This is a genomic window from Salinibacterium sp. SWN139, assembly GCF_015864625.1.
Taxonomy (GTDB): Bacteria; Actinomycetota; Actinomycetes; order Actinomycetales; family Microbacteriaceae; genus Rhodoglobus.
On sequence record NZ_JADYWV010000001.1, the window covers coordinates 362,898 to 382,650 of the forward strand.

Genomic DNA, 19,753 nt, shown 5'->3' on the forward strand with positions numbered 1-19,753 from the left:
GCGTCGCGGCCGACTCTGCACCCCCGTCATCAACGCGCAGCGATCGTAGTGCGCCAACCGTCATCGAGTGCAGGAACCCATTCGGCCGAGAGTTCGGGGTTGGCATTCTGCGAGAGGATGTCGAAGGTTGGCACAACAGGCGACTGCGGCAGGGCATCGAACAGGGCGCGATCATCGGCGGAAAGCGCATCCAGATCCAGCACAGTGAACTGGCCCCACACGGCAGGGTCAGCCTTCGCGACCTGCTGCTCAACCGACAGAGCCTCGTTGGCGACGACCATCGCGCCAGCGATGTTGCCGGAGTTACTGGGGATGCCGAAGAAGCTGGCATTGCCCAGCGTTCCGTCCTCCACCGTGAGCACTCGTGTGGTCTCGGGGAGCGTGCCGTTCTCCACGAGTGCGGTGAGCGTGGCGGGACCATACGTCATCATCATGTCGATCTCGCCATCGGCAAACAGCTTCGTCAGTTGCTCCGAGGTTGCGGGATAGGTGGTGCCTTCACGCCAGAGTGACGGCGCGAGCTGGTCGAGTCGTTCATAGAGCGCAGGGGAAAGTTCGGCGAAAGCGTCATCGCTGTAGACCGAAGGAACATTCTCATAACCGCCCGAGACACTGTAGAGCACCTCGCGTAAGAAAGCGGATCCCGTGAAGTCGGGAGCAGCCGGGTAGGTGAAGCGACCGGGGTTATCTTCGGCCCAGTCGAGGATGCCCTCAATGGTGGTTGGTGGGTTCGGCACCGTGGCCTCGTTGTAGACGAAGGAGAATTGCGCCTTGTGCCAGGGAGCCTCGCAGCCATCCACAGGAGTGCCGAAGTCTTCGGTGAGCAGTGGGTCAGAGTCGGAGACCAAGGTCATGTTGGGCAGCAGATCTGTCCACTCGCAGAACCAGGCATCAGCCTGTTTGCCAGTGCGGAAGTTGTCGCCGTTGATCCACACGAGGTCAACAGCGCCATCCGTATTACGGCCAGCCTGCAGCTCAGTAAAAACGCGGTTGAGCGCATCCTTGGTGTCGGCAATCGGAACACGTTCGAGCGTGACGCCCTGCGCCGCCGCAGCTGGAGCAAGAACGTCATCAACGTACGCGTTGCCCTGATCGTCACCGCCCCACATCCACAACTTCACGGTCTGGCCGTCGGCAGCGATCTGCACGTCAGCCCAGTCGAAGAACTCAGGGCCGCGAGGAGTGGTCGTTGGTGCCGAGCACGCGCTCAGTGCCAACGCGGTCACTGCTGCCGTAGCAAGCGCGGGAAGGATGCGGCGGCGTGCAGTAGTGGGGGAAGCCGCACGACGAAACGGTAGCCAGATCTGCACGCAGGTGCTCCTAAGTAATTGAGGGCTCACGGGAAACTGTCGAGATGCCCCGCACAGCGCACTCCAGATTAAGCGCGAACAACTTATTACTTCAGTAAGCCACATCACATACGGACTTCATAGCTCCGACATAGCATTGCTGAAATGAAAAACAAACGCGCCTCAGCGCTCTGGAAAGCTGGCGCGTTCGTCGTGTTCCTCGTGGCCATTGTCATTGTGGCGTTCACGGTTGAGATTCCGAGCGTTGAAGAGATTCAAGCGGCAGCAGAAGGCACCGGCGTGCTGGGCGCCGTAATCTTCATCCTTATTTATGCGGTCCTCACCCTGACTCCAGCGCCCAAAGCCGTGATCAGTATTGCCGCAGGGCTCGCGTGGGGTCTGTGGATCGGCACCCTACTCGTGCTCGTGGGCGCCGTTATTGGGGCAGCCCTCTCCTTCTGGATCGGTCGCCTGCTCGGACGCGAAGCTGTTGAGCAGTACACGGGCGGCAAGGTTCGCGCCGTTGACGAGATGCTGCAGAAACGCGGCTTGCTCTCCATGATTGCGCTGCGCCTCATCCCTCTCATTCCTTTCACTGTTATCAACTACGCCGCTGGCCTCACCGCCGTGCGAGTGCGCGACTACATGATCGGCACCGCCGTCGGCATCATCCCCGGCACCATGGCGTTCGTCGCGGTCGGGGCCTATGGCGCTGAACTCAACACCGGGTTCTTCATCGCTCTCGGAGCGCTCGGCGTGCTCACGATCGGCGGCGGCATTGTTGCCGCACGACTGCGCAAGAAAGATGCTGCGACTGCCGCAGCCGCCGGTGATGAGGATGCCGCCAAAGAGCTCAACGCGGAGAACAACTAGCCGTGCTGGATGCCCAACTGCGCCGAGCGGTCAGTCGACCGCTCAACGGCATGGCATCCGCCCTCGACGTGCCTTGGATCACGCCCGACCGCATCACGATCGCCGGGCTCGTTGTCGGCCTGAGTAGTGCTGCGCTCGCCGCAACGCAATGGTGGAGCCTCGCGCTCATCGCGTGGCTGCTGTCGCGAGTGCTGGATGGGCTCGACGGAACTCTTGCTCGACGGCGGCTCGCTGCGGCATCCGCTTCGGGTCGGGATGGCGTTGATGCCTCGAGCTCCGCTGCTGCGAGCCAAGCGGGCGGCTTTCTCGATATCGTCGCCGACTTCGTGGTCTACGGCGCGACGGTTCTCGGCGTTGCGATCGGTGCGACCACCGCATTCGGGGCGCCCTGGTGGCCGTTCTTGCTCGTCATGTTCAGCTACTACCTCAACGGGGCCGCGTTTCTCGCGTTCTCCTCGATAGCTGAACGCACCGGCCGAACAGTCTCAGACGAAGACAACCGCTCGCTTTTCTTCCTCGGTCGTATTGCCGAAGGCGGCGAGACGGTATTTACTCACGCACTCTGGCTGATCGTGCCGTTCTTTGCATGGCAGATCGCGATTGTGTGGAGCATCATCGTGTTCGTCAGCGCCACCCAGCGGATGATCGTCGGCTACCGCCTGCTGCGCTAGTCTTTCGGCTTTCCCAACGTTGCCCGGCGAACCCGAGCCAACAGTTGGATAGCTGACTTCACGACGCCGCTCTTCAAACGGTATTGAACGTCAGCGATGGCCGCATTCCAGAGGGCATCGCTGAAGGTCGGGTAGGCGTGGGTCGCCGAGGCGAGCGCGCTCGTGGAGAGTTTCGCGCTGACGGCGAGTGTGAGCTCTCCGAGGCTTTCGCCCGCGCGCGGTCCGACGATGGTGCCGCCAAGTACCCGGCCGCGAGTATCGACGACGATCTGCGCGAAACCCTCTTCTTCACCTTCGGCAATGGCGCGGTCCGTTGAGAGGTGTTCGCCGGTGTAAACGCGGTGCTTGCCGGGCACGGCATCCGCCGCGGTGATACCGACGGCTGCGATTTCGGGCGAGGTGAACGTGACGCGGGGCACGAGCTGGTCATTGAACTTGCGGCGTAGGCCCAGGGCCGCGTTGGTGCCTGCAATACTGCCGCTTACTCCGGCGATGTGGCTAAACTTTGGCAACCCGGCGGCGTCGCCGGCCGACCAGATGTGCGGGTTGGAACTGCGCAGCGAGGCATCGACATCGATGAATCCCTCGGCCGTGATGTTTACGCCAGCGGCCTCGGGGGCGAGAGTCCCCACCCGGGTTGAGCGTCCGATCGCGGCCAGCAGGCGGTCGAAGGGCACGCGGGTGCCGTCGTCGAGCACGAGCTCTCCGGCTAGTCCGTCGGTCGAGATGACCTCGGCGGCAGAGCGGCCGTTGAGCACGGTGATGCCGTCGCCGTCGAACGTCGCCTGCAGGATGCTGCTGGAACGTTCATCCTCAGTGGGAAGGATGCGGTCGCGGCGGTTCACAATCGTCACGGCGGAACCGAGTCGGGCCATTGCTTGGCCGAGTTCACTTGCGATCGCACCGCCACCCAGCACGACGAGTCGCGGTGGTAGTTCGTCGAGTTCCCAAATGCTGTCGCTCGTGAGCATCTCGATGCTGTCGGTGCCGGCGAACTTGGGGAGGCGCGGTTCGGTTCCCGTCGCGATCACGGCCTGCACGAACGTGTGGCGAGTGCCATCGATTTCTAGGGAGTGGCGGCCAGTAAAGTGAGCATCCCCGTGGATGACCTCGATGCCGAACTCGGCAAAAGCCTCGGCGGAATCGTGCGGCTCGATCGTGGCAATCGCATCCTCGACGTGCCCCATCGCCCGCGCAAAGTCGATTGTTACGTTGTCGGCGGTGATGCCGAAGCGTTCAGAAGTCCGCATGACGTGAGCAGCATGCGCTGTAGCGATCAGTGACTTCGAGGGAACGCAGCCGGTCCAGAGGCAGTCCCCACCGAGGCGGTGGCGTTCGACCATCAACACCCGTGCACCGAATCGGGCGGCGGTCTTGCTAGCGACAATTCCGGCGCTGCCGGAGCCGATGACGATGAGATCCCACTGAGCGGGCATGCGTGTTCCTTTCGAGAGGGCGTTTGCCCCAGTCATGTTTAGCAGCGCATTGTTCAGCGAACCGTACGCTAGATCACAGTTCGCAGGGAGGGCTCGCCCGTAACATCGGGTCATGGCTACCGAAACTAACGTGAACACCGTTCCTGCTGACGCTCCCCGCTACGACGGGCTCAAGGCCGTCTTCATCAACTGCACGCTCAAGAAGAGCCCCGAGATGAGCCACACCCAGGGCCTCATGGATTCAAGCATCCAGCTGATGCGCAGTGCCGGAGTGCACGTCGATAACGTGCGCTTCATCGACCACGACATTGCCATCGGTGTCTACCCCGACATGCGCGAGCACGGCTGGGAGAAGGATGCCTGGATGGACGAAGTCTGGCCTCTTATCGAAGCGGCCGACATCCTCGTCATCGGTGGACCGATCTGGCTGGGCGACAACTCCTCTGTCACCCGGATGCTCATCGAGCGTCTCTACGCGATGAGTGGCGAGTTCAACGACAAGGGCCAATACGTCTTCTACGGCAAGGTCGGCGGCGCACTCTTCACCGGCAACGAGGATGGCGTGAAGCACTCCGCCATGTCGGTTCTCTACAGCCTTCAGCACATTGGCTACGTCATTCCTCCCGCAGCGGATGCTGGCTGGCTCGGCGAGATCGGCCCCGGTCCCAGCTACCTCGACGAAGGCTCGGGGGGCCTCGAGAACGACTTCACGAACCGCAACACGACCTTCATGTCGTGGAACCTCATGCATCTGGCATCGATCCTCAAGAACGCCGGCGGTATCCCGGCTTATGGAAACACCCGCAAGGCGTGGAACGACGGCGAGCACTTCGGCTTCGAAGCTAACCCCGAGTACCGGTAACCCTCAAGTGAGCATGTCATGATGGATCCGTGCGGTGAGAGAGTGGCGTCAGCCCCCCTGGCGGGCGAACGCCCGTGGTCGCCGCAGCGAAGGGATCCTGAACCACTCATGCCGATCGACAACGGTTCGTTTAGCTGCCTCAGCGAAGTCGACCTGTTCGCCGACCTGTCGCCTGCCGAGATCGAGCAGATGGACCGCATGGCGCCCTCGCGCTCGTACTCGCTCGGCGAAATGGTCTTCAGTCAGAGCCAGCCCGTCACCGCTCTTTTCATTTTGAAAAAGGGTCGCATCCGCATCTTCCGGGTCACCGAAGACGGTAAGGCACTCACGATGGCGATCCTTGAGCCGGGCGCAGTCTTTGGCGAAATGATGATGGTCGGCCAGCGCATGTATGACAACTACGCCGAAGCGATCGACGACGTAGAGATCTGTCTCATGAACACGGCGGATGTTGAGCGCTACCTCATCGCCGACCCACGCATCGCAATCCGCATCTCGCGCCACCTGGGCGAGCAAGTCGTTCGGCTCGAGGAGCGCCTCACTGACCTTGCATTGCGTCCGCTGCAGTCGCGCGTGTGCAGCACGCTGTTGCGCCTCGCCGAGGCGGCCCCCAATTCGCGCTTCACGCATCCCACGATCCGTCTGAGCCACGACCAGCTGGCCGGGCTTCTCGGTGCGACCCGCGAATCCACGAGCAAGGCCATGTCTGATCTGGCCAGCCGCGGCATCATCCGGCAGGGGCGGGCTCGCGTCGTCATTCTCGATGCGGATGCTCTGGGCCAGCTAGCTCGCCAGTCAGGCTAGTGGCACTCGCGGGTATTTCACGTCCTCAATGAAGTAACTATTACTCTCTTCCGCCTAGCTGGTCGCGGGGCTACTCTTCAACTATGAACACTGGATGCGATGAAAACTCGGTGACCGGGCGACGTCACGGCGGGCGGGTGACAGCTGCCGCAGCATCCGCACTGATCGCAGTGTTGGCGCTTGCCGGCTGTGTGCCGTCGGGATCAACGTCGTCGACAAGTTCCTCGAGCGTTCCCACCGCCTCGTCAACGCCGAGCTCGACGCCGCTACCCACGCCGGAGCCGTTGATCATCCCCGGCTGCGACACGTTGCTGCCGCTGAGCACCGCCAAGGGTCTGCTCTCTACAAGCACTCAAAAACTTGACGAGCAAGATAGTTTCACGCTGAACGGCGGCGAGTTGCCAGAGATCGCGGCCGTGATGACAGATGCCACGATTGCAAAGAATTGCATTTGGGGCGTGCCGAATTCCGACGGCTACTTCTCGGTGGCTATCGGTGATATCGCTGAGCCTGATCTCTCTGATCTCAAGGGCGCGCTGGCCGCCAGCGGCTATCAGGGCACCACAATCAACAATGTGGCCACTCTGGAGTTCACGACGGAGAACGAAATTGGAACGACCGCGGCCACTCACCTGTTTACCGGCGACCTCTGGATTCACGCCACAGGCACCTCAGTTGACCTGACGAACGCTGCCGCGACGGCTGTTCTTGATCAAATGCGCCTCGCGAACCCCACCCGCACGTACTGAGTGACACTGAAGCAGACCATTTCGTAGCAATTCTCACATTTTGGCCACAACTCTGTAGCTGGCAGACAGGTGGGTCTACCCTTCTGGCATAACGACGGATGCGAGGAGAGCCCCATGAGTGAGCAACTACGACCTGTCCAAGTTTCGATCGCGGCGGCATCCGCTGCCCTGATCGTGCTGGCCTTGACCGGCTGCGTGCAGTCTGAGACGGATGCCGCGGTAGACAGCGCGACGGAACCGTCGCTGGCGCCGTCAAGCGCACCGACCGAACCGACCGCTGAACCAACCCCCGTTGTGGAGCAGCTCGTGATTCCCGAGTGCTCGACGATGGTGCCCCTCGATGTCGCCAAGAGCTCCTTCTCTGAATCCACGGTCCTTTTAGCGGAGGAGAATTTTCTGGACGTGAACGAGTGGTCTATGCCCGAAGAGGCTGCTGCGATCTCGAACGCATCGGTCGCGAAGGACTGCTGGTGGGGAGTGCCCCGCGGCGATGGGTTCTTTGGGCTCGCGGTCATCGATATTGACTCCACCCACCGCGCGACGCTAGCTTCCGCCCTGCTCGACGAAGGGGCAGTGGAGACAGCGTTAGGGAGCGTGACTGTATTGAACGTGTTGACTTTGAGTGGGTTGAACGACATCTATGACACTCACTATTTCGCCGACGACGTGTGGATTCACGGCACCGCCAATAGTGACCGGCTCTCTACGAAACTTGCGGATGCTGCCCTCGAGCAGATTCGCGTAGCGAATCCCACGCGCGCCTACTGACTCCACCCTTCCTCCGCTAACGTCAGTAGCAACCACTTCTGCGCTCCCGGGGCGCACGATCTGTCTACCCGCAGCACAGCAATCACCGCGGATGGCCGATGGGGGATGGCAACCAAAGCGACCGTAAATCAAGTTTGCACAGTCAATCTTGATCATGTACGTTTTGTCTAGCCATCCAATGACGGATAAGGCCTAGGAAGGAACCTGGATCCAAGTGAACACAACTCTTGATTCCAAGAAACTGCGAGGCCTCGGCATCGCATCGCTCTTGGTAACAGCACTCACGCTCTCCGCCTGCACAGCACCAGCAGAAGAATCCACGCCCGACGCCGGTGACCTCCTGATCTCTCAGGAAGCCTGCGACCGCAACGCCGCGGTCGGCACCATCACCTACATCTCCGGCTACGGCTACTCGGCCAGCGCCGGCCAACTCGACGTCTTCTTGGCCGACGAGCTCGGCTACTTCAAGGACCTGTGCCTCGACATAGAGATCAACGCGTCCGGCGCGAACGGGCAGCAGCTCGTCTCGTCAGGGCAAGCAGAATTCACGGCCCTTGGTTCGGCATCCGATGTCATGCTCGCTGCGGCGAACAGCAAGAACCTCACCGCGGTCGCGACCTACGGCAACACCCCGCCGTTCTCGATCTTCGCCAACGAGAAGATTAAGAGCCTCAAGGACCTCGAAGGTGGTTCGCTCGGCTACTTCATCAACCTCACTCCGATCGCTTCCGCCATGCTGGATGCCGCTGACGTCGATGTCAGCAAGGTCGAACTGATCAAGATGACCAACTACGACCCCACCGTGGTTACTCGCGGCCAGGTCGACGCCATCGTCGGCTACGCCTCGAACCAGCCCGAGAACCTTCGCGCTCAGGGTCTACCGTTCAGCGAGTTCTTCCCCTCTGACGTGGGTGTTGAGGGCACGTACAACGTCATGGAGGTCAACTCCGAGTTTCTCGCCGACAACCGCGAAGTCGCCGCTGACTTTATGCGCGCCTCACTCCACGCCCTGCAGTTCTGCCTCGACAGCTCCGACGAATGCATCGACATGATCGCGCAGCTCGCCGAAGACAACGGTCAAGGTTCTGCCTTCCCGCGTGATCAGCTCGAGCGCACCTGGAATGTGGAATCGCAGTGGGTCAAGGACAGCAACAGTGGGCTCCCCGGAACCCAAACTGCCGCTGACTGGGCTGCCGAATACGAACTCGTCAAGAAGTTTGGAAACGTCGACAACCTGCCCGCCATCACCGACATGATGGATGAAACGCTCGTCGCTGATCTCTATGCAGATGGCGAACTGATCTGGCCGGGAAACTAACCCGACCACCCCACTCGGATGCCGCACCACCCACCCGGTGCGGCATCCGGCATCACAACCAGGGAGTAACTGTGGAAACCGCACAGCCACACGCCGGCGTTCATATCGAGAACGTCTCTAAGAGCTTCGGCCCCGAGGGGGCACGCACGCTCGTGCTCAACCATGTGAGCCTCTCGATCAAGATGGGCGAGTTCGTTTCGGTAATTGGCCCGAGCGGCTGCGGAAAGTCGACACTGCTCAAAACTGTGGCCGGCCTCATCGATGCCGACAGCGGCGTCGTCAAGGTCGACGGGATGACGGTGAAAGCCGCGACGAAGAACAAGATGATCGGTCTTGTTCCGCAGTCTCCGGCGCTGCTCCCGTGGCGCACCGTGCTCGACAATGTGCGCCTGCCGATGACGGTGAACCCGAAAGCGAACGCGAACCGCAATCTGCGTGACCCCCGCGAGATTCTGGAGTCCTTCGGTCTGGGGGCCGCGCTCGACAAGTATCCCGGCCAGCTCTCCGGCGGAATGCAGCAGCGCGTCGCTATTGCCCGCGCTTTCGTGTTCGACCCGAGCGTGCTGCTCATGGATGAGCCCTTCTCCGCGCTCGATGAGATGAACCGTGACGCTCAACGGCTGGGTCTCCTCGATTTCTGGCAGTCCAACCGCAAGGCCGTCATGTTCGTGACTCACTCGGTGCCCGAGGCGATCATGCTCTCCGACCGCATCGTCGTGATGGGGGCGCACCCGGGTCACATCGCCGAAATCATCGACGTTCCCCTGCCGCGCCCTCGCACGATCGACGTGTACGCGACCGACGAGTTCCGCGACCTTGAAGGCCACGTGCGCGAAACACTGCGCGAAGTGATGGGACAAAAGAGTGCCTAAGTCACGCAAGAACGAGGACAGCATGTCAGCAACCGATACGACGACTCTCGCGGTTCAGGCCGCGACGAGTGCAACGGGCCGCCGCATCTCACCGCTGGCGTCCGCCAAGCTCAAGCAGAACCTGCGCTGGACCAACTGGGCTCCCGCCGTGATCACCTTCGTGATCGCGGCCGCGCTCTGGCAGATCACGGCGATCGCAAATCCGTATGTGATCCCCACGATCGACCAGGTCTGGATGAGCCTCATCAAGGACGCCGACACGTACTGGGCCAACATGCTCGTGACGAGTCTTGAGGTCGCCGTGGGTGCCAGCTCGGGCATCATCGCCGGCTTCATTCTGGCGATCATCATGGCCGAGTTTCAGGTCATGGAACGCGCCGTCATGCCGCTCGTCGTGGTCGTGATGGTCACGCCGATCGTCGCTATCGCTCCGGCTCTGGTCGTCGCGTTCGGCTTCGGCATGACCCCGAAGTTCATCGTGACCGCGCTGGTCGTGTTCTTCCCCATGCTCGTCAACTCGCTTGCCGGGCTGCGGGATGTGGATGACCGCGCGCTCGACGTGATGAAGACACTGCATGCCAGCCGCTGGGAGATCTTCCGCGACCTGCGTTTCACCGGTTCAATGCCCTACGTCTTCGCTGGCCTGCGCATTGCGCTTCCGCTCGCAATCGTCGGTGCGGCCGTTGCCGAGTTCGTCGCTGCTGGCCAGCAGGCCGGGCTCGGATCCCTCGTGACCATCGCTGCGGCGCAAGCAAATCTGCCTGTTACCTGGGCCAGCATCGCGCTGCTTTGCCTCATGGGCGTCATCCTGATTTCTCTCCTCGCTCTCGTTCGCAAGCGAGTGCTCTGGTGGAGCGACGGAGCCGCTGTGGGTCGCTAAATCCCCACGCGCGGCAGCTTTTCCCACCACCACTCTGCCCGCCACTACTCTGCCCTTTTCCGCACCCCCACCCCCAGAATTTCTCCCCACCACGAAAGGTTCCATCATGAAGAAGCTTCGCTTCGGTCTATTCGAAAACCCTCAGGCCAACGACTCGGGAACGTCGACCTGGCGTCATCCCGACAACAAGCGGGACATGTTCGACCGCCTCGACTACTGGCGTGAAATCACGACCATCTGCGAAGAGGCCGGCTTCGACTTCATGTTCTTGGCGGATGCCTGGGGCTGGGCCGACGTCAACGGCGAGCGTCCCGAGATCTGCTCGGTCGAGGGCCTCGACCTGCCGCGTCTCGACCCCGCGATTCTGGCTGCTGCCCTCATCTCGACCACCACGAATCTCGGACTCGTGCTCACGGGATCCACTCTTCTTGAACAGCCCTATGCCTTTGCTCGTCGCATTGCGAGCCTCGACCACCTCTCGGGCGGTCGCATCGGCTGGAACGTCGTCACGACGGGAACCGCTGAGACGGCATCGCAGGCCTTTGGCGTTCCGATGGTCGCGCACGACGAGCGGTACGACATGGCCGATGACTTCATGGAGGTCGTCTACAAACTGTGGGAGGGCGCGTGGGAGCGTGACGCTCTTGAGCGCGACAAGAACGGTCGCTTCGCCGACCCCGCCAAGGTTCACCGCATTGAGCACGACGGCCCGTACTTTAAGTCGCACGGCTACGGAAACTCCTCGTACTCACCGCAGGGCACCCCGGTGCTCTTCCAGGCCGGCACCTCACCGCGCGGCCGCGAGTTCGGTGGCAAGCATGGCGAGGCAGTCTTCCTCGGGGGCGGTGCTGTGGAGAAGGTCGCTGAGCAGGTGGCATCCATTCGTGAAGAAGCCGTCAAGAACGGTCGTGCTGCCGACTCGGTCAAGATCATGTCCGCCTTCACGTGCGTGATCGGCGACACCGAAGATGAAGCAAAGGCCAAGCTGCAAGAGGTGTTGGATGCGGAGAGCCCCGACGTGGCCGTCGCCTCCTACGCGTGGTTCACGGGCCTCGATCTGTCTTCCTTCGACCCGGCGACGCCGATGAAGGAGCTGCACACCGAGCTTTCGCAGACCCAGATCACCCGCTTCGGCGACCAGACGGTTGGCGATGTCCTGGCGCAGTGGCACGGCAACGGTGTGCGCAGCAAGCCCTTCGTGGGCACGGCTGAGCAGATCGCTGACGAGATGATCGCTCTCGCTGAGGGCGCCGACCTCGATGGCTTCTTGTTGACGCCGATGATTCAGCCGAGCTCAACCGTCGAGTTCATCGAGAAGGTGCTGCCAATTTTGCGGGAGCGCGGGGTTGCTGGTGAAGGCTATGACGCTCCGACGCTGCGCGAGCGCCTGCTCGGCACCGACGACTCGATCTTGCGCGATGACCACCCTGGAGCGGCGTACCGCGCAACGGCCGCGGTTGAAGCGAAGAACTAGCTCGTAGCGCGGCGAGCGGGACGGTCGCCATCTTCTCCGGCAAAGACGTAGTCGCCAGAGCGGATGCGGTCGATCACGTCTCGAGCCCACTGCTGTTCTCCGCGCAAGCGAGAGGTCGCCAGTTCGAAGATTTCGCGCACGTAGGCGGGAGTCGAGGTCGAGGTTGCAACATCACCAATGTGGTACGCGTTGCTGGCAATGCGGGCGTCGATTTCGGTAACGCGGTGTTCGAGGCCGGCGAGCACTTCTTCGCGCTGCAGGGCGTACATGAACGAGGTGAGCACCATGACGGGCTTGGTGTCGAAGACTTCGACTGTCCACAGGGCGTCGCGCAGCATCCGGAGCAATTCGACTTCGCCAGCTTCGGTCATGCGGTAGGTCGTGCGCTCGGGGCGGTTGCCGGCAGACTCGGTGCCGTTCTCGGCGAGATAGCCATCGTTCGTGAGCGACCGCAGGGCGTTGTAGATCGAGCCGGGCTGAATGTTGGCCCATTCGTCGATGTGCCAGGTCATCAGTTCACGGCGCAGAAAGTAGCCGTGAACTGGTTGGAACTGGTTCACAGCTCCCAGTACGACGAGGCGAGTTGTAGTCGACATGCCCCCAATGGTAGGGCAAGGGGTCCGCTCGCAGGGCAGAAAGTCAGTTGTTTACATGATCAAAAATGACTAACATGTAGTCATATGTTCAAACTTGACTAGCGGTCGCTGGTTGAACATTTCAAGCAAAGGAGTCCGCCCATGTCGCACAAGACCACTGCGGAAGAAGTATCCCCTCAAGTCGCGCTTCGACGAGCGCTCTCGCTCTTTCCGACTGGTGTCGTCGCCCTCGCCGCGGTTGTTGACGGCCAGCCCACCGGCATCGCGGTGAACTCCTTTATCTCCGTTTCTCTCGAACCGCCGCTAGTCGCGGTCTGCCCCGCGCGCACCTCGACTACCTGGCCCGTGTTGGCTCGTGCCACGCGCATCGGGCTGAGCGTTCTCGGCGCCGATCAAGAGCAGACGGCGCGCAGCCTCGCCTCGCGCACGGGCGATCGCTTCGCCAACATTGACTGGCGTGCAACCGAGGGTGGGGCCATCCACATGGACGGTGCGGCGCTGTGGCTCGAGTGTGAGATTCGCCATAGCTTCGATGGGGGCGACCACGAGATTGTGACTCTCGAAGTTATCCACTCCGAGGCTTTTCCCGAAGTTACCCCTCTTGTCTTTCACCTCAGCCAGTTTCGCGGGCTGTAGGTCGCGAAAGTGCTCGACGTGCTCGCCGCTAGGGTTGAGCTAATGGAGCATCCACCGACGCTGAGTTTTCGCGGCACCGTCGTGCACGGTGATAAGCGCGGGCGCGAGCTGGGGTTTCCCACGGCGAACATTTCGATCGGCGACCACGCTGATCTTCCCGTCGATGGCGTTTACGCCTGCTGGGTCACTTTTCCGCCGGCGACCGAGGCTCATGGCGCGACCATCAGCATCGGTGACAACCCCACTTTTGACGACGTGACCGAGCGTCGGGTCGAAGCCTTTATCCACGATTTCGATGGCGACCTCTATGGGGCCGAGGTCGAGTTCACGGTGCACTCGTGGCTGCGCGGAATGTTCCGCTACGAGAGCCTCGACGAACTGATCGAGAAGACAGCGGCGGATGTCGCGGCCTCCCGCATCGCTCTCGCTCTTCCGTCTCAGCTCCCGTAGCTTTCACGTCTCCCCACATTTGCTCATCTGAGCATCTTTGCCCCGGGATTTCGTTAGTCTTAGGCCATGCTTCTCAGTGATCGCGACATCCGGGCCGAACTCGCCTCTGGCCGCATCGGCCTAGACCCTCTCGATCTCGACATGGTGCAACCGTCGAGTGTCGATGTGCGGCTCGACCGCTTCTTCCGCCTCTTCGATAACCACAAATACCCGTTCATTGACCCGGCCGTTGATCAGCCCGATCTCACTCACCTCATGGAGGTGGATGCCGACCAGCCGTTCATCCTTCACCCCGGTGAGTTTGTGCTCGGTTCCACGTTCGAACTCGTCACTTTGCCCGATGATGTTGCTGCTCGCCTCGAGGGCAAGAGCTCACTGGGGCGCCTCGGGCTGCTCACGCACTCCACTGCGGGCTTCGTTGACCCTGGCTTCTCGGGTCACGTCACCCTCGAGCTCAGCAATGTTGCAACGCTGCCGATCAAGCTCTGGCCCGGCATGAAAATCGGGCAACTGTGCTTCATCAAGACCACGTCGCCGGTGGAATCGCCCTACGGCTCAGGCCAGTACGGTTCGCGCTACCAGGGTCAGCGTGGTCCTACGGCCAGCCGCAGCTTCCAGAACTTTCACCGCACCGATGTGCGGGCGAATGATGCGGGTTCGCTAGGGGGCTAAACCTGTTCTAGTGACGCGTGAGTGAACCTTAGATCACGATTCGGATTCTCATACTTGTTTAATCCTCACTCTCACCTAATGTCGTCTTATGAACACATTCGGGGATTCGGGATCACACACTGCACGACTGACCACGCGAAGGATTGTCGCTACAGCATCCGCGGTTGTGGTCGCTCTCGTGCTGGCTGGATGCACGAACCCTGTGGGCGAAGGTACTCTCTCATTCGAGCCCACAGCGACTCCCGTTGAATCCACTTCAGCGCCTGTCGCTGAGCCGCTCGTGATCCCGTCCTGTGAGGAATTGCTCCCCTTGAGCCAGGTGGCGCAAGAGATGGGCGACACCACTGAACTCTTGCGGGTAGAGAACACCGGCGAGTTCGAGCTCGCGTGGCCTGGTCGCTATGAAGGGTTTGAGGACTTCTTGGCGGAGGTCCCGCTGAGCCAACAGTGCACCTGGGCTCCCACGGGGAGTTTTGAAGTCTTCGTAGAGCTGATGGTCGCCGATACCTCGAACACTGACCTCGACGCGCTGCGTGCTCACATTCTGGATTCCGGCTACGTAGCGGCTGAGAACGGTGGGGTTGAGACATACACCGGGCAAGCCGAGGGCTCATCGCGCGACCGATTCCCGACCCATCTTCTCGTCGACGACCTGTGGATCTACGTCACGCCCTATAGCCAGGAACTGGCCCTCAGCTACGGCAACGGTGCGCTCGAGCAGATTGCCGCAGCTAACCCGACTCGCGGCTACTAACCGTCGAGCTGCTCCAGCTGCTCCAGCTGCTCCAACTGCTCCAACTGCCAGCCGAGCCACGGGCTGAAGGCGAACGGCGTACCGGCCACGGCGGCGTGCAGCGATTGCGGATCAACCCACTCGAATTCGTCGACTTCGTTGGGGTTCGGGGCTGCGGCATCCGCCGTCACGGCGCGGTAGACGGGGCAGATCTCGTTCTCGACGATGCCGGAGGAGTCGACGGCGCGGTAGCGAAAGTCGGGCAGTACAAGTTGAACGTCACTGACGGTGATGCCGAGCTCGTACTTGGCCCGGCGGATGATCGCCGCAGCCATATCTTCACCGGGGGCCGGGTGCCCGCAGAACGAGTTCGTCCAGACACCGGGCCAGGTGAGTTTCGAGAGCGCGCGACGGGTGACCAGCACCCTGCCGTCCGCGTTGTAGACGTGGCTCGAGAACGCGAGGTGCAGGGCAGTGTCGGTCGTGTGAACGAGGGCCTTGTCGGCAACACCAATGTGTTCGCCGGACTCGGAGAGAAGTACAACCTGCTCAGGGATTTCACTCATGATCGCGATAGTCTGCCTAGGTGGAAAGAATCGAAATGCCGCACCTCATGTGTCGGCCTGCACTCAGCCTAACTAATGCGCTTGGGCGTGCGGACGGCGGGTGCGCGTGAGCTCGCGCCTCAAGCTGTATGACCGCGTTGCTGAAGACGCGGCGAGCATCGTCATTCGCAGCTATTCCACGTCGTTTTCTGCGGCCTCCCGCCTGCTGGGCGTGGAGGTCCGACAGCACGTCGAGAACATTTACGCACTGGTTCGCGTCGCCGATGAGATCGTCGACGGCGGTGCCGAAGAAGCAGGCCTCGACGTGATTGCCACGAGCCGCCAGTTGAATGAACTCGAGAAGGAAACCGAAAACGCGATCGCGAGCGGTTTCAGCTCGAACCTCATCGTTCATGCCTTCGCCCTCACCGCGCGCGAGGTGGCCTTCGGCCCAGAACTCACGGCTCCCTTCTTCGAGTCGATGCGCATGGATCTTAACCAAAAAGAGCACGACCAGGCCAGCTTCGACCGCTACGTGTATGGCTCTGCAGAAGTCGTGGGGCTCATGTGCCTGTGCGCTTTCCTGCACGGCCACGAGGTCAGCGACGAGCAGCGCGCCAAGTTTGTGCACGGCGCACGAGCGCTGGGCGCAGCCTTTCAGAAGGTCAATTTCTTGCGTGACTTGGCCGACGACTTTGAGACTCTCGGTCGCAGCTACTTTCCGGGCGTCGACGTTGCAACGTTCACCGAAGCCGAGAAGATCCGGCTGCTCGACGACCTCGATGCCGATCTGCGGGATGCCGCGATCGGCTCAGAACTGCCAGCGAGCAGCAAGAAGGCTGTTGCGCTCGCCCACTCTCTCTTTGCCCAACTCTCCACGCGCATCCGGGCTACTCCGGCCAGCGAACTGGTGAAGACGCGGGTGCGCGTTCCGAATGTTGTTAAGCTGCGGTTGGCTGCGGTCGCCGCGATGGGAGTGACCCCTCGACCATGAGTGACGTTGTTGTAATTGGTGGCGGTATTGCCGGGTTAGCGAGTGCGGCATTGCTCGCGAAAGAAGGCCATTCGGTCACGCTGCTCGAGGGGCGCCCGGAGGTGGGCGGCCGCGCTGGTTCGTGGGAGCACGAGGGTTTCCGTTTCGACACGGGCCCGTCGTGGTACCTGATGCCTGAGGTCTTCGACCACTTCTACAAGCTGATGGGCACGACTGCCGCCGAGCAACTCTCGCTCGTCACCCTCGACCCCGGTTACCGGGTTTATTTTGAGGGAGAGAAAGAAGCCCTCGACATCTCCACTGATCTCGAAGAGAACCTCGCGCTATTCGAGAGCATCGAGCGCGGTTCGGGCGCCCGCATGCGCAAGTACTTGGCCTCGGCCGAAGACACCTACGAGCTCGCTAAGAAGTACTTTCTCTACACGAGCTTCGCCGACCTGCGCACGAGCGCAACGAAAGAGGTGCTTGCCAAGGCGGCCCGCTTTATCCGTTTGCTTATCGAACCCCTGTCGAAGCTGGTTGCTCGCACCGTCAAAGACGACCGGTTGCGCAAAGTGCTCGGCTACCCGGCTGTCTTCCTCGGTTCATCGCCGTACCTCACGCCGAGCATGTATCACCTCATGAGCCACCTCGACCTGTCAGATGGTGTGCTCTACCCGATGGGCGGCTTCACCCGGGTGATCGAAAGCATCGCTGACATCGCGCGGGCTGCTGGCGTCGACATCCGCACCGGTTCGAAGGTCACGCGCATCGTGACAGTCGATGGCGTTGCAACAGGTGTTGAGTACACGGATGCCGCGGGCAAGCGTCACACCCTGAACGCCGAGACCGTGGTCTCGGCCGCCGACCTCCACCACACTGAGACCACCATGCTGGAGTCAAGCGAGCAAACCTATCCCGCTGAGTACTGGGAGAAGAAGGTTCCCGGCCCGAGCGCGCTCCTGTTGTATTTGGGCGTCAAGGGCGAACTGCCCGAGCTCGAGCACCACACGCTGCTGTTCATGAAGGACTGGCAACAGGGCTTCGAGGCCATCTTTGGCGACGAACCCAAGGTGCCCGAGCCGGCATCGCTCTACATTTGCAAGCCCAGTGGCGTTGACCCGCATGTGGCACCCGAGGGATACGAGAATGTGTTTGTGCTCGTGCCGATTCCGGCCGACCCCGCCATTGGCCACGGTCAAATCGCAGGCGCCGGAGCTGGCGATGCGCGCATCGAAAAGCTCGCCGACTCGGTGATCTCGCAGATCAGTGAGTGGACCGGCATCCCCGACCTCGCCGACCGCATCACGGTGCGCCGCACGGTAGGCCCTGGCGACTTCGCCGATGACCTCAACGCGTGGCGCGGCACCGCCCTCGGCCCGGCGCACACGCTCAAGCAGAGCGCGTTCTTCCGCGCCGGCAATGTGAGCAAGAAGGTCAAGGGTCTCTACTATGTGGGTGGGTCCACCATCCCCGGCATCGGCCTTCCTATGTGTCTGATTAGTGCCGAAGTGCTCGTGAAGCGCCTGCGCGGCGACACCTCTGCTGGCCCGCTCGCTGAGCCGTTGACGCCCGTGGTCGCACCTCAACCGAGGCCCTGGCCGTGATTGTTCTCTACCTTCTTGCTCTGCTGATTTCCCTCACGGGAATGGTCGTGCTCGATCGGCGCTTTTCGCTGTTCTTCTGGCGGGATGCCCGGCGCGCCCGCATCGTGCTGCCGGTCGGCGTGCTCTTCTTTCTTGTCTGGGATCTTCTCGGTGTCGGCCTCGGCATCTTCTTCCGCGGCGAGACCGAGTTCATGACCGGCCTGCTGGTGGCACCGGAGGTTCCGCTCGAAGAAGTCTTCTTCCTCACGCTGCTCTGCTATCTCACGATGAACGTCTACGGCGCCCTCTCGGGGGAACGCCCACATCCCTCCGTTCATCCCGCGGGCACTGGTTCGGCGGCCACCACCGAGGGGCGAGCGTCATGACCTACTGGCTCCTGAATGCCGTCTTTTTGGTGATCGTGGCGGCGCTCGCGGTGGCCGCGATCGCCACCTCACGCGCCCCGCGGTGGCGTGCAATTGCGCTCACCGCCGGTATTCTGCTCGTGATGACCGCGGTCTTCGACAACGTGATGATCTCGGTCGGCCTGGTGGGGTACAGCGCGGATGCCATCAGCGGTGCTTTCATCGGTGTCGCCCCGCTCGAAGATTTCGCCTACACACTCGCCGCCGTCGTCGGGCTGCCGTGCTTGTGGACGCTGCTGGGTTCTCGCCGAAAGGACTCCCATGCTTAAGGATCTGTTCCTCTCCTCGCGACCGCTCAGCTGGGTCAACACGGCCTTCCCTTTTGCGGCCGCGTACTACCTGACCACCGGCGCCATCGACCTCACGTTCGTACTCGGCACCATCTTCTTCCTCGTGCCCTACAACTTGGCGATGTACGGCATCAACGACGTTTTCGACTACGAGTCCGACCTGCGCAACCCGCGCAAGGGAGGAGTCGAGGGTGCGCTTCTCGACCCGCGGATGCACCGGCCGACGCTCATCGCCGCCGCCGTCACGACCATCCCGTTCCTGATCTATCTCGTGGTGGTCGGTAACCCTCTCTCGTGGCTCGTGCTGCTGATCAGCATGTTTGCGGTCGTCGCCTATTCGGCCAAGGGTTTGCGCTTCAAGGAGCGCCCGTTCCTCGACTCGCTCACCTCGAGCACCCACTTTGTCTCGCCCGCGATTTACGCGCTCGTTCTCGCCGGTGCCGTTTTTACGCCGCAGCTCTGGGCGGTACTGGGAGCTTTCTTCCTCTGGGGGATCGCCTCGCACGCCTTCGGAGCGGTGCAAGATGTGCTTGCCGACCGCGCGGCAGCCATCTCGTCCATCGCGACCGTCATTGGGGCGCGAGCCACCACCCGCTTCGCCGTTGTCGCGTACTTGGCCGGCGGCATCCTGCTGCTGTTTGCTGATTGGCCCGGCCCGCCCGCGGCGCTCCTCGTACTGCCCTATGCGGCCATGTGCGCACGATTCTGGAACATCACGGATGCCACTGCCGAGTCAGCAAACCGTGGCTGGAAGAACTTTCTGGCCCTCAACTTCATCACCGGGTTCTTCGTGACGATGCTGCTCATCTGGTGGGTGTTCATCCGCTAGCTACTGGTTATCGCAGCGCTGA

At 61.8% G+C, this 19,753-nt stretch carries 23 protein-coding genes; 19 read left to right on the top strand and 4 right to left on the bottom strand.

What is annotated here, in order from left to right; translation table 11 throughout:
• Positions 1 to 29 precede the first annotated feature (29 nt).
• A complete protein-coding gene (locus I6E74_RS01770; RefSeq protein ID WP_197122483.1) occupies positions 30 to 1,310 on the bottom strand; it encodes an ABC transporter substrate-binding protein in 1,281 nt (426 codons plus the stop codon).
• Positions 1,311 to 1,454: 144 nt separating this feature from the next.
• On the opposite strand from I6E74_RS01770, the gene I6E74_RS01775 reads away from it, so the two are divergent.
• On the top strand, positions 1,455 to 2,162 hold the full coding sequence (locus I6E74_RS01775; protein ID WP_197122485.1) for a TVP38/TMEM64 family protein: 708 nt from the start codon (positions 1,455 to 1,457) through the stop codon (positions 2,160 to 2,162).
• A 2-nt stretch (positions 2,163 to 2,164) separates the two neighbouring features.
• Positions 2,165 to 2,833, top strand: coding sequence for a CDP-alcohol phosphatidyltransferase family protein (locus tag I6E74_RS01780; RefSeq protein ID WP_197122488.1), 669 nt, complete (start codon positions 2,165 to 2,167; stop codon positions 2,831 to 2,833).
• Here the strand turns inward: I6E74_RS01780 and I6E74_RS01785 are convergent.
• Positions 2,830 to 4,269 carry an NAD(P)/FAD-dependent oxidoreductase gene (locus I6E74_RS01785; RefSeq protein ID WP_197122490.1) on the bottom strand — a complete coding sequence of 480 codons (1,440 nt, stop codon included), beginning with the start codon at positions 4,267 to 4,269 and terminating at the stop codon, positions 2,830 to 2,832. The two genes, I6E74_RS01780 and I6E74_RS01785, sit on opposite strands and share 4 nt — an antisense overlap.
• 112 nt (positions 4,270 to 4,381) lie before the next feature.
• On the opposite strand from I6E74_RS01785, the gene I6E74_RS01790 reads away from it, so the two are divergent.
• The 8 genes from I6E74_RS01790 to I6E74_RS01825 all read left to right on the top strand — a co-directional run bounded on the left by I6E74_RS01790 (position 4,382) and on the right by I6E74_RS01825 (position 11,996).
• Positions 4,382 to 5,131, top strand: a complete 750-nt coding sequence (locus I6E74_RS01790) for a flavodoxin family protein (protein WP_197122491.1) — start codon at positions 4,382 to 4,384, stop codon at positions 5,129 to 5,131.
• A 42-nt stretch (positions 5,132 to 5,173) separates the two neighbouring features.
• On the top strand, positions 5,174 to 5,935 hold the full coding sequence (locus tag I6E74_RS01795) for a Crp/Fnr family transcriptional regulator (RefSeq protein WP_307784353.1): 762 nt from the start codon (positions 5,174 to 5,176) through the stop codon (positions 5,933 to 5,935).
• A gap of 83 nt (positions 5,936 to 6,018) precedes the next feature.
• The gene (locus I6E74_RS01800) at positions 6,019 to 6,684 is read left to right on the top strand and encodes a hypothetical protein (protein ID WP_197122492.1); all 666 of its coding nucleotides are present in this window, start codon (positions 6,019 to 6,021) and stop codon (positions 6,682 to 6,684) included.
• A 114-nt stretch (positions 6,685 to 6,798) separates the two neighbouring features.
• Positions 6,799 to 7,452, top strand: a complete 654-nt coding sequence (locus tag I6E74_RS01805; RefSeq protein WP_197122493.1) for a hypothetical protein — start codon at positions 6,799 to 6,801, stop codon at positions 7,450 to 7,452.
• A gap of 214 nt (positions 7,453 to 7,666) precedes the next feature.
• Positions 7,667 to 8,770, top strand: coding sequence for an ABC transporter substrate-binding protein (locus I6E74_RS01810; RefSeq protein WP_307784355.1), 1,104 nt, complete (start codon positions 7,667 to 7,669; stop codon positions 8,768 to 8,770).
• Between the two features lie 71 nt (positions 8,771 to 8,841).
• On the top strand, positions 8,842 to 9,642 hold the full coding sequence (locus tag I6E74_RS01815) for an ABC transporter ATP-binding protein (RefSeq protein ID WP_197122494.1): 801 nt from the start codon (positions 8,842 to 8,844) through the stop codon (positions 9,640 to 9,642).
• A gap of 22 nt (positions 9,643 to 9,664) precedes the next feature.
• Positions 9,665 to 10,522, top strand: coding sequence for an ABC transporter permease (locus I6E74_RS01820; protein WP_197122495.1), 858 nt, complete (start codon positions 9,665 to 9,667; stop codon positions 10,520 to 10,522).
• A 106-nt stretch (positions 10,523 to 10,628) separates the two neighbouring features.
• The gene (locus I6E74_RS01825; protein WP_197122496.1) at positions 10,629 to 11,996 is read left to right on the top strand and encodes an NtaA/DmoA family FMN-dependent monooxygenase; all 1,368 of its coding nucleotides are present in this window, start codon (positions 10,629 to 10,631) and stop codon (positions 11,994 to 11,996) included.
• Here the strand turns inward: I6E74_RS01825 and I6E74_RS01830 are convergent.
• Positions 11,993 to 12,592, bottom strand: a complete 600-nt coding sequence (locus I6E74_RS01830; RefSeq protein ID WP_197122497.1) for a PadR family transcriptional regulator — start codon at positions 12,590 to 12,592, stop codon at positions 11,993 to 11,995. The genes I6E74_RS01825 and I6E74_RS01830 overlap by 4 nt on opposite strands.
• A 141-nt stretch (positions 12,593 to 12,733) precedes the next feature.
• Between I6E74_RS01830 and I6E74_RS01835 the strand changes: the two genes are divergently transcribed.
• From I6E74_RS01835 to I6E74_RS01850, 4 genes are all read left to right on the top strand, one after another.
• Positions 12,734 to 13,228 (top strand): flavin reductase family protein, encoded by a 495-nt coding sequence (locus I6E74_RS01835; RefSeq protein ID WP_197122498.1) that lies wholly within the window; start codon positions 12,734 to 12,736, stop codon positions 13,226 to 13,228.
• Positions 13,229 to 13,270: 42 nt separating this feature from the next.
• Positions 13,271 to 13,678 carry a riboflavin kinase gene (locus I6E74_RS01840; RefSeq protein ID WP_197122500.1) on the top strand — a complete coding sequence of 136 codons (408 nt, stop codon included), beginning with the start codon at positions 13,271 to 13,273 and terminating at the stop codon, positions 13,676 to 13,678.
• A 66-nt stretch (positions 13,679 to 13,744) separates the two neighbouring features.
• A complete protein-coding gene (gene dcd / locus I6E74_RS01845; RefSeq protein ID WP_197122501.1) occupies positions 13,745 to 14,350 on the top strand; it encodes a dCTP deaminase in 606 nt (201 codons plus the stop codon).
• Between the two features lie 88 nt (positions 14,351 to 14,438).
• A complete protein-coding gene (locus tag I6E74_RS01850) occupies positions 14,439 to 15,104 on the top strand; it encodes a hypothetical protein (protein WP_197122502.1) in 666 nt (221 codons plus the stop codon).
• On the opposite strand, the gene idi is transcribed toward I6E74_RS01850, so the two are convergent.
• Positions 15,101 to 15,649: an isopentenyl-diphosphate Delta-isomerase gene (idi, locus tag I6E74_RS01855; protein ID WP_197122503.1), complete on the bottom strand. Its 549-nt coding sequence runs from the start codon at positions 15,647 to 15,649 to the stop codon at positions 15,101 to 15,103. The two genes, I6E74_RS01850 and idi, sit on opposite strands and share 4 nt — an antisense overlap.
• Before the next feature lie 106 nt (positions 15,650 to 15,755).
• Between idi and I6E74_RS01860 the strand changes: the two genes are divergently transcribed.
• Genes I6E74_RS01860 through I6E74_RS01880 form a run of 5 tightly spaced genes read left to right on the top strand, consistent with a single transcriptional unit; the run spans position 15,756 to position 19,731 of the window.
• The gene (locus I6E74_RS01860; RefSeq protein ID WP_197122504.1) at positions 15,756 to 16,622 is read left to right on the top strand and encodes a squalene/phytoene synthase family protein; all 867 of its coding nucleotides are present in this window, start codon (positions 15,756 to 15,758) and stop codon (positions 16,620 to 16,622) included.
• Positions 16,619 to 18,208: a phytoene desaturase family protein gene (gene crtI / locus I6E74_RS01865; protein ID WP_197122505.1), complete on the top strand. Its 1,590-nt coding sequence runs from the start codon at positions 16,619 to 16,621 to the stop codon at positions 18,206 to 18,208. Before I6E74_RS01860 ends, crtI begins: the two co-directional genes overlap by 4 nt.
• Positions 18,205 to 18,573 carry a lycopene cyclase domain-containing protein gene (locus I6E74_RS01870; protein WP_197122506.1) on the top strand — a complete coding sequence of 123 codons (369 nt, stop codon included), beginning with the start codon at positions 18,205 to 18,207 and terminating at the stop codon, positions 18,571 to 18,573. The genes crtI and I6E74_RS01870 overlap by 4 nt, the downstream gene beginning before the upstream one ends.
• The gene (locus I6E74_RS01875) at positions 18,570 to 18,881 is read left to right on the top strand and encodes a lycopene cyclase domain-containing protein (protein WP_197122507.1); all 312 of its coding nucleotides are present in this window, start codon (positions 18,570 to 18,572) and stop codon (positions 18,879 to 18,881) included. The genes I6E74_RS01870 and I6E74_RS01875 overlap by 4 nt, the downstream gene beginning before the upstream one ends.
• Positions 18,874 to 19,731 carry a prenyltransferase gene (locus I6E74_RS01880; protein ID WP_197122509.1) on the top strand — a complete coding sequence of 286 codons (858 nt, stop codon included), beginning with the start codon at positions 18,874 to 18,876 and terminating at the stop codon, positions 19,729 to 19,731. Before I6E74_RS01875 ends, I6E74_RS01880 begins: the two co-directional genes overlap by 8 nt.
• Positions 19,732 to 19,753 lie beyond the last annotated feature (22 nt).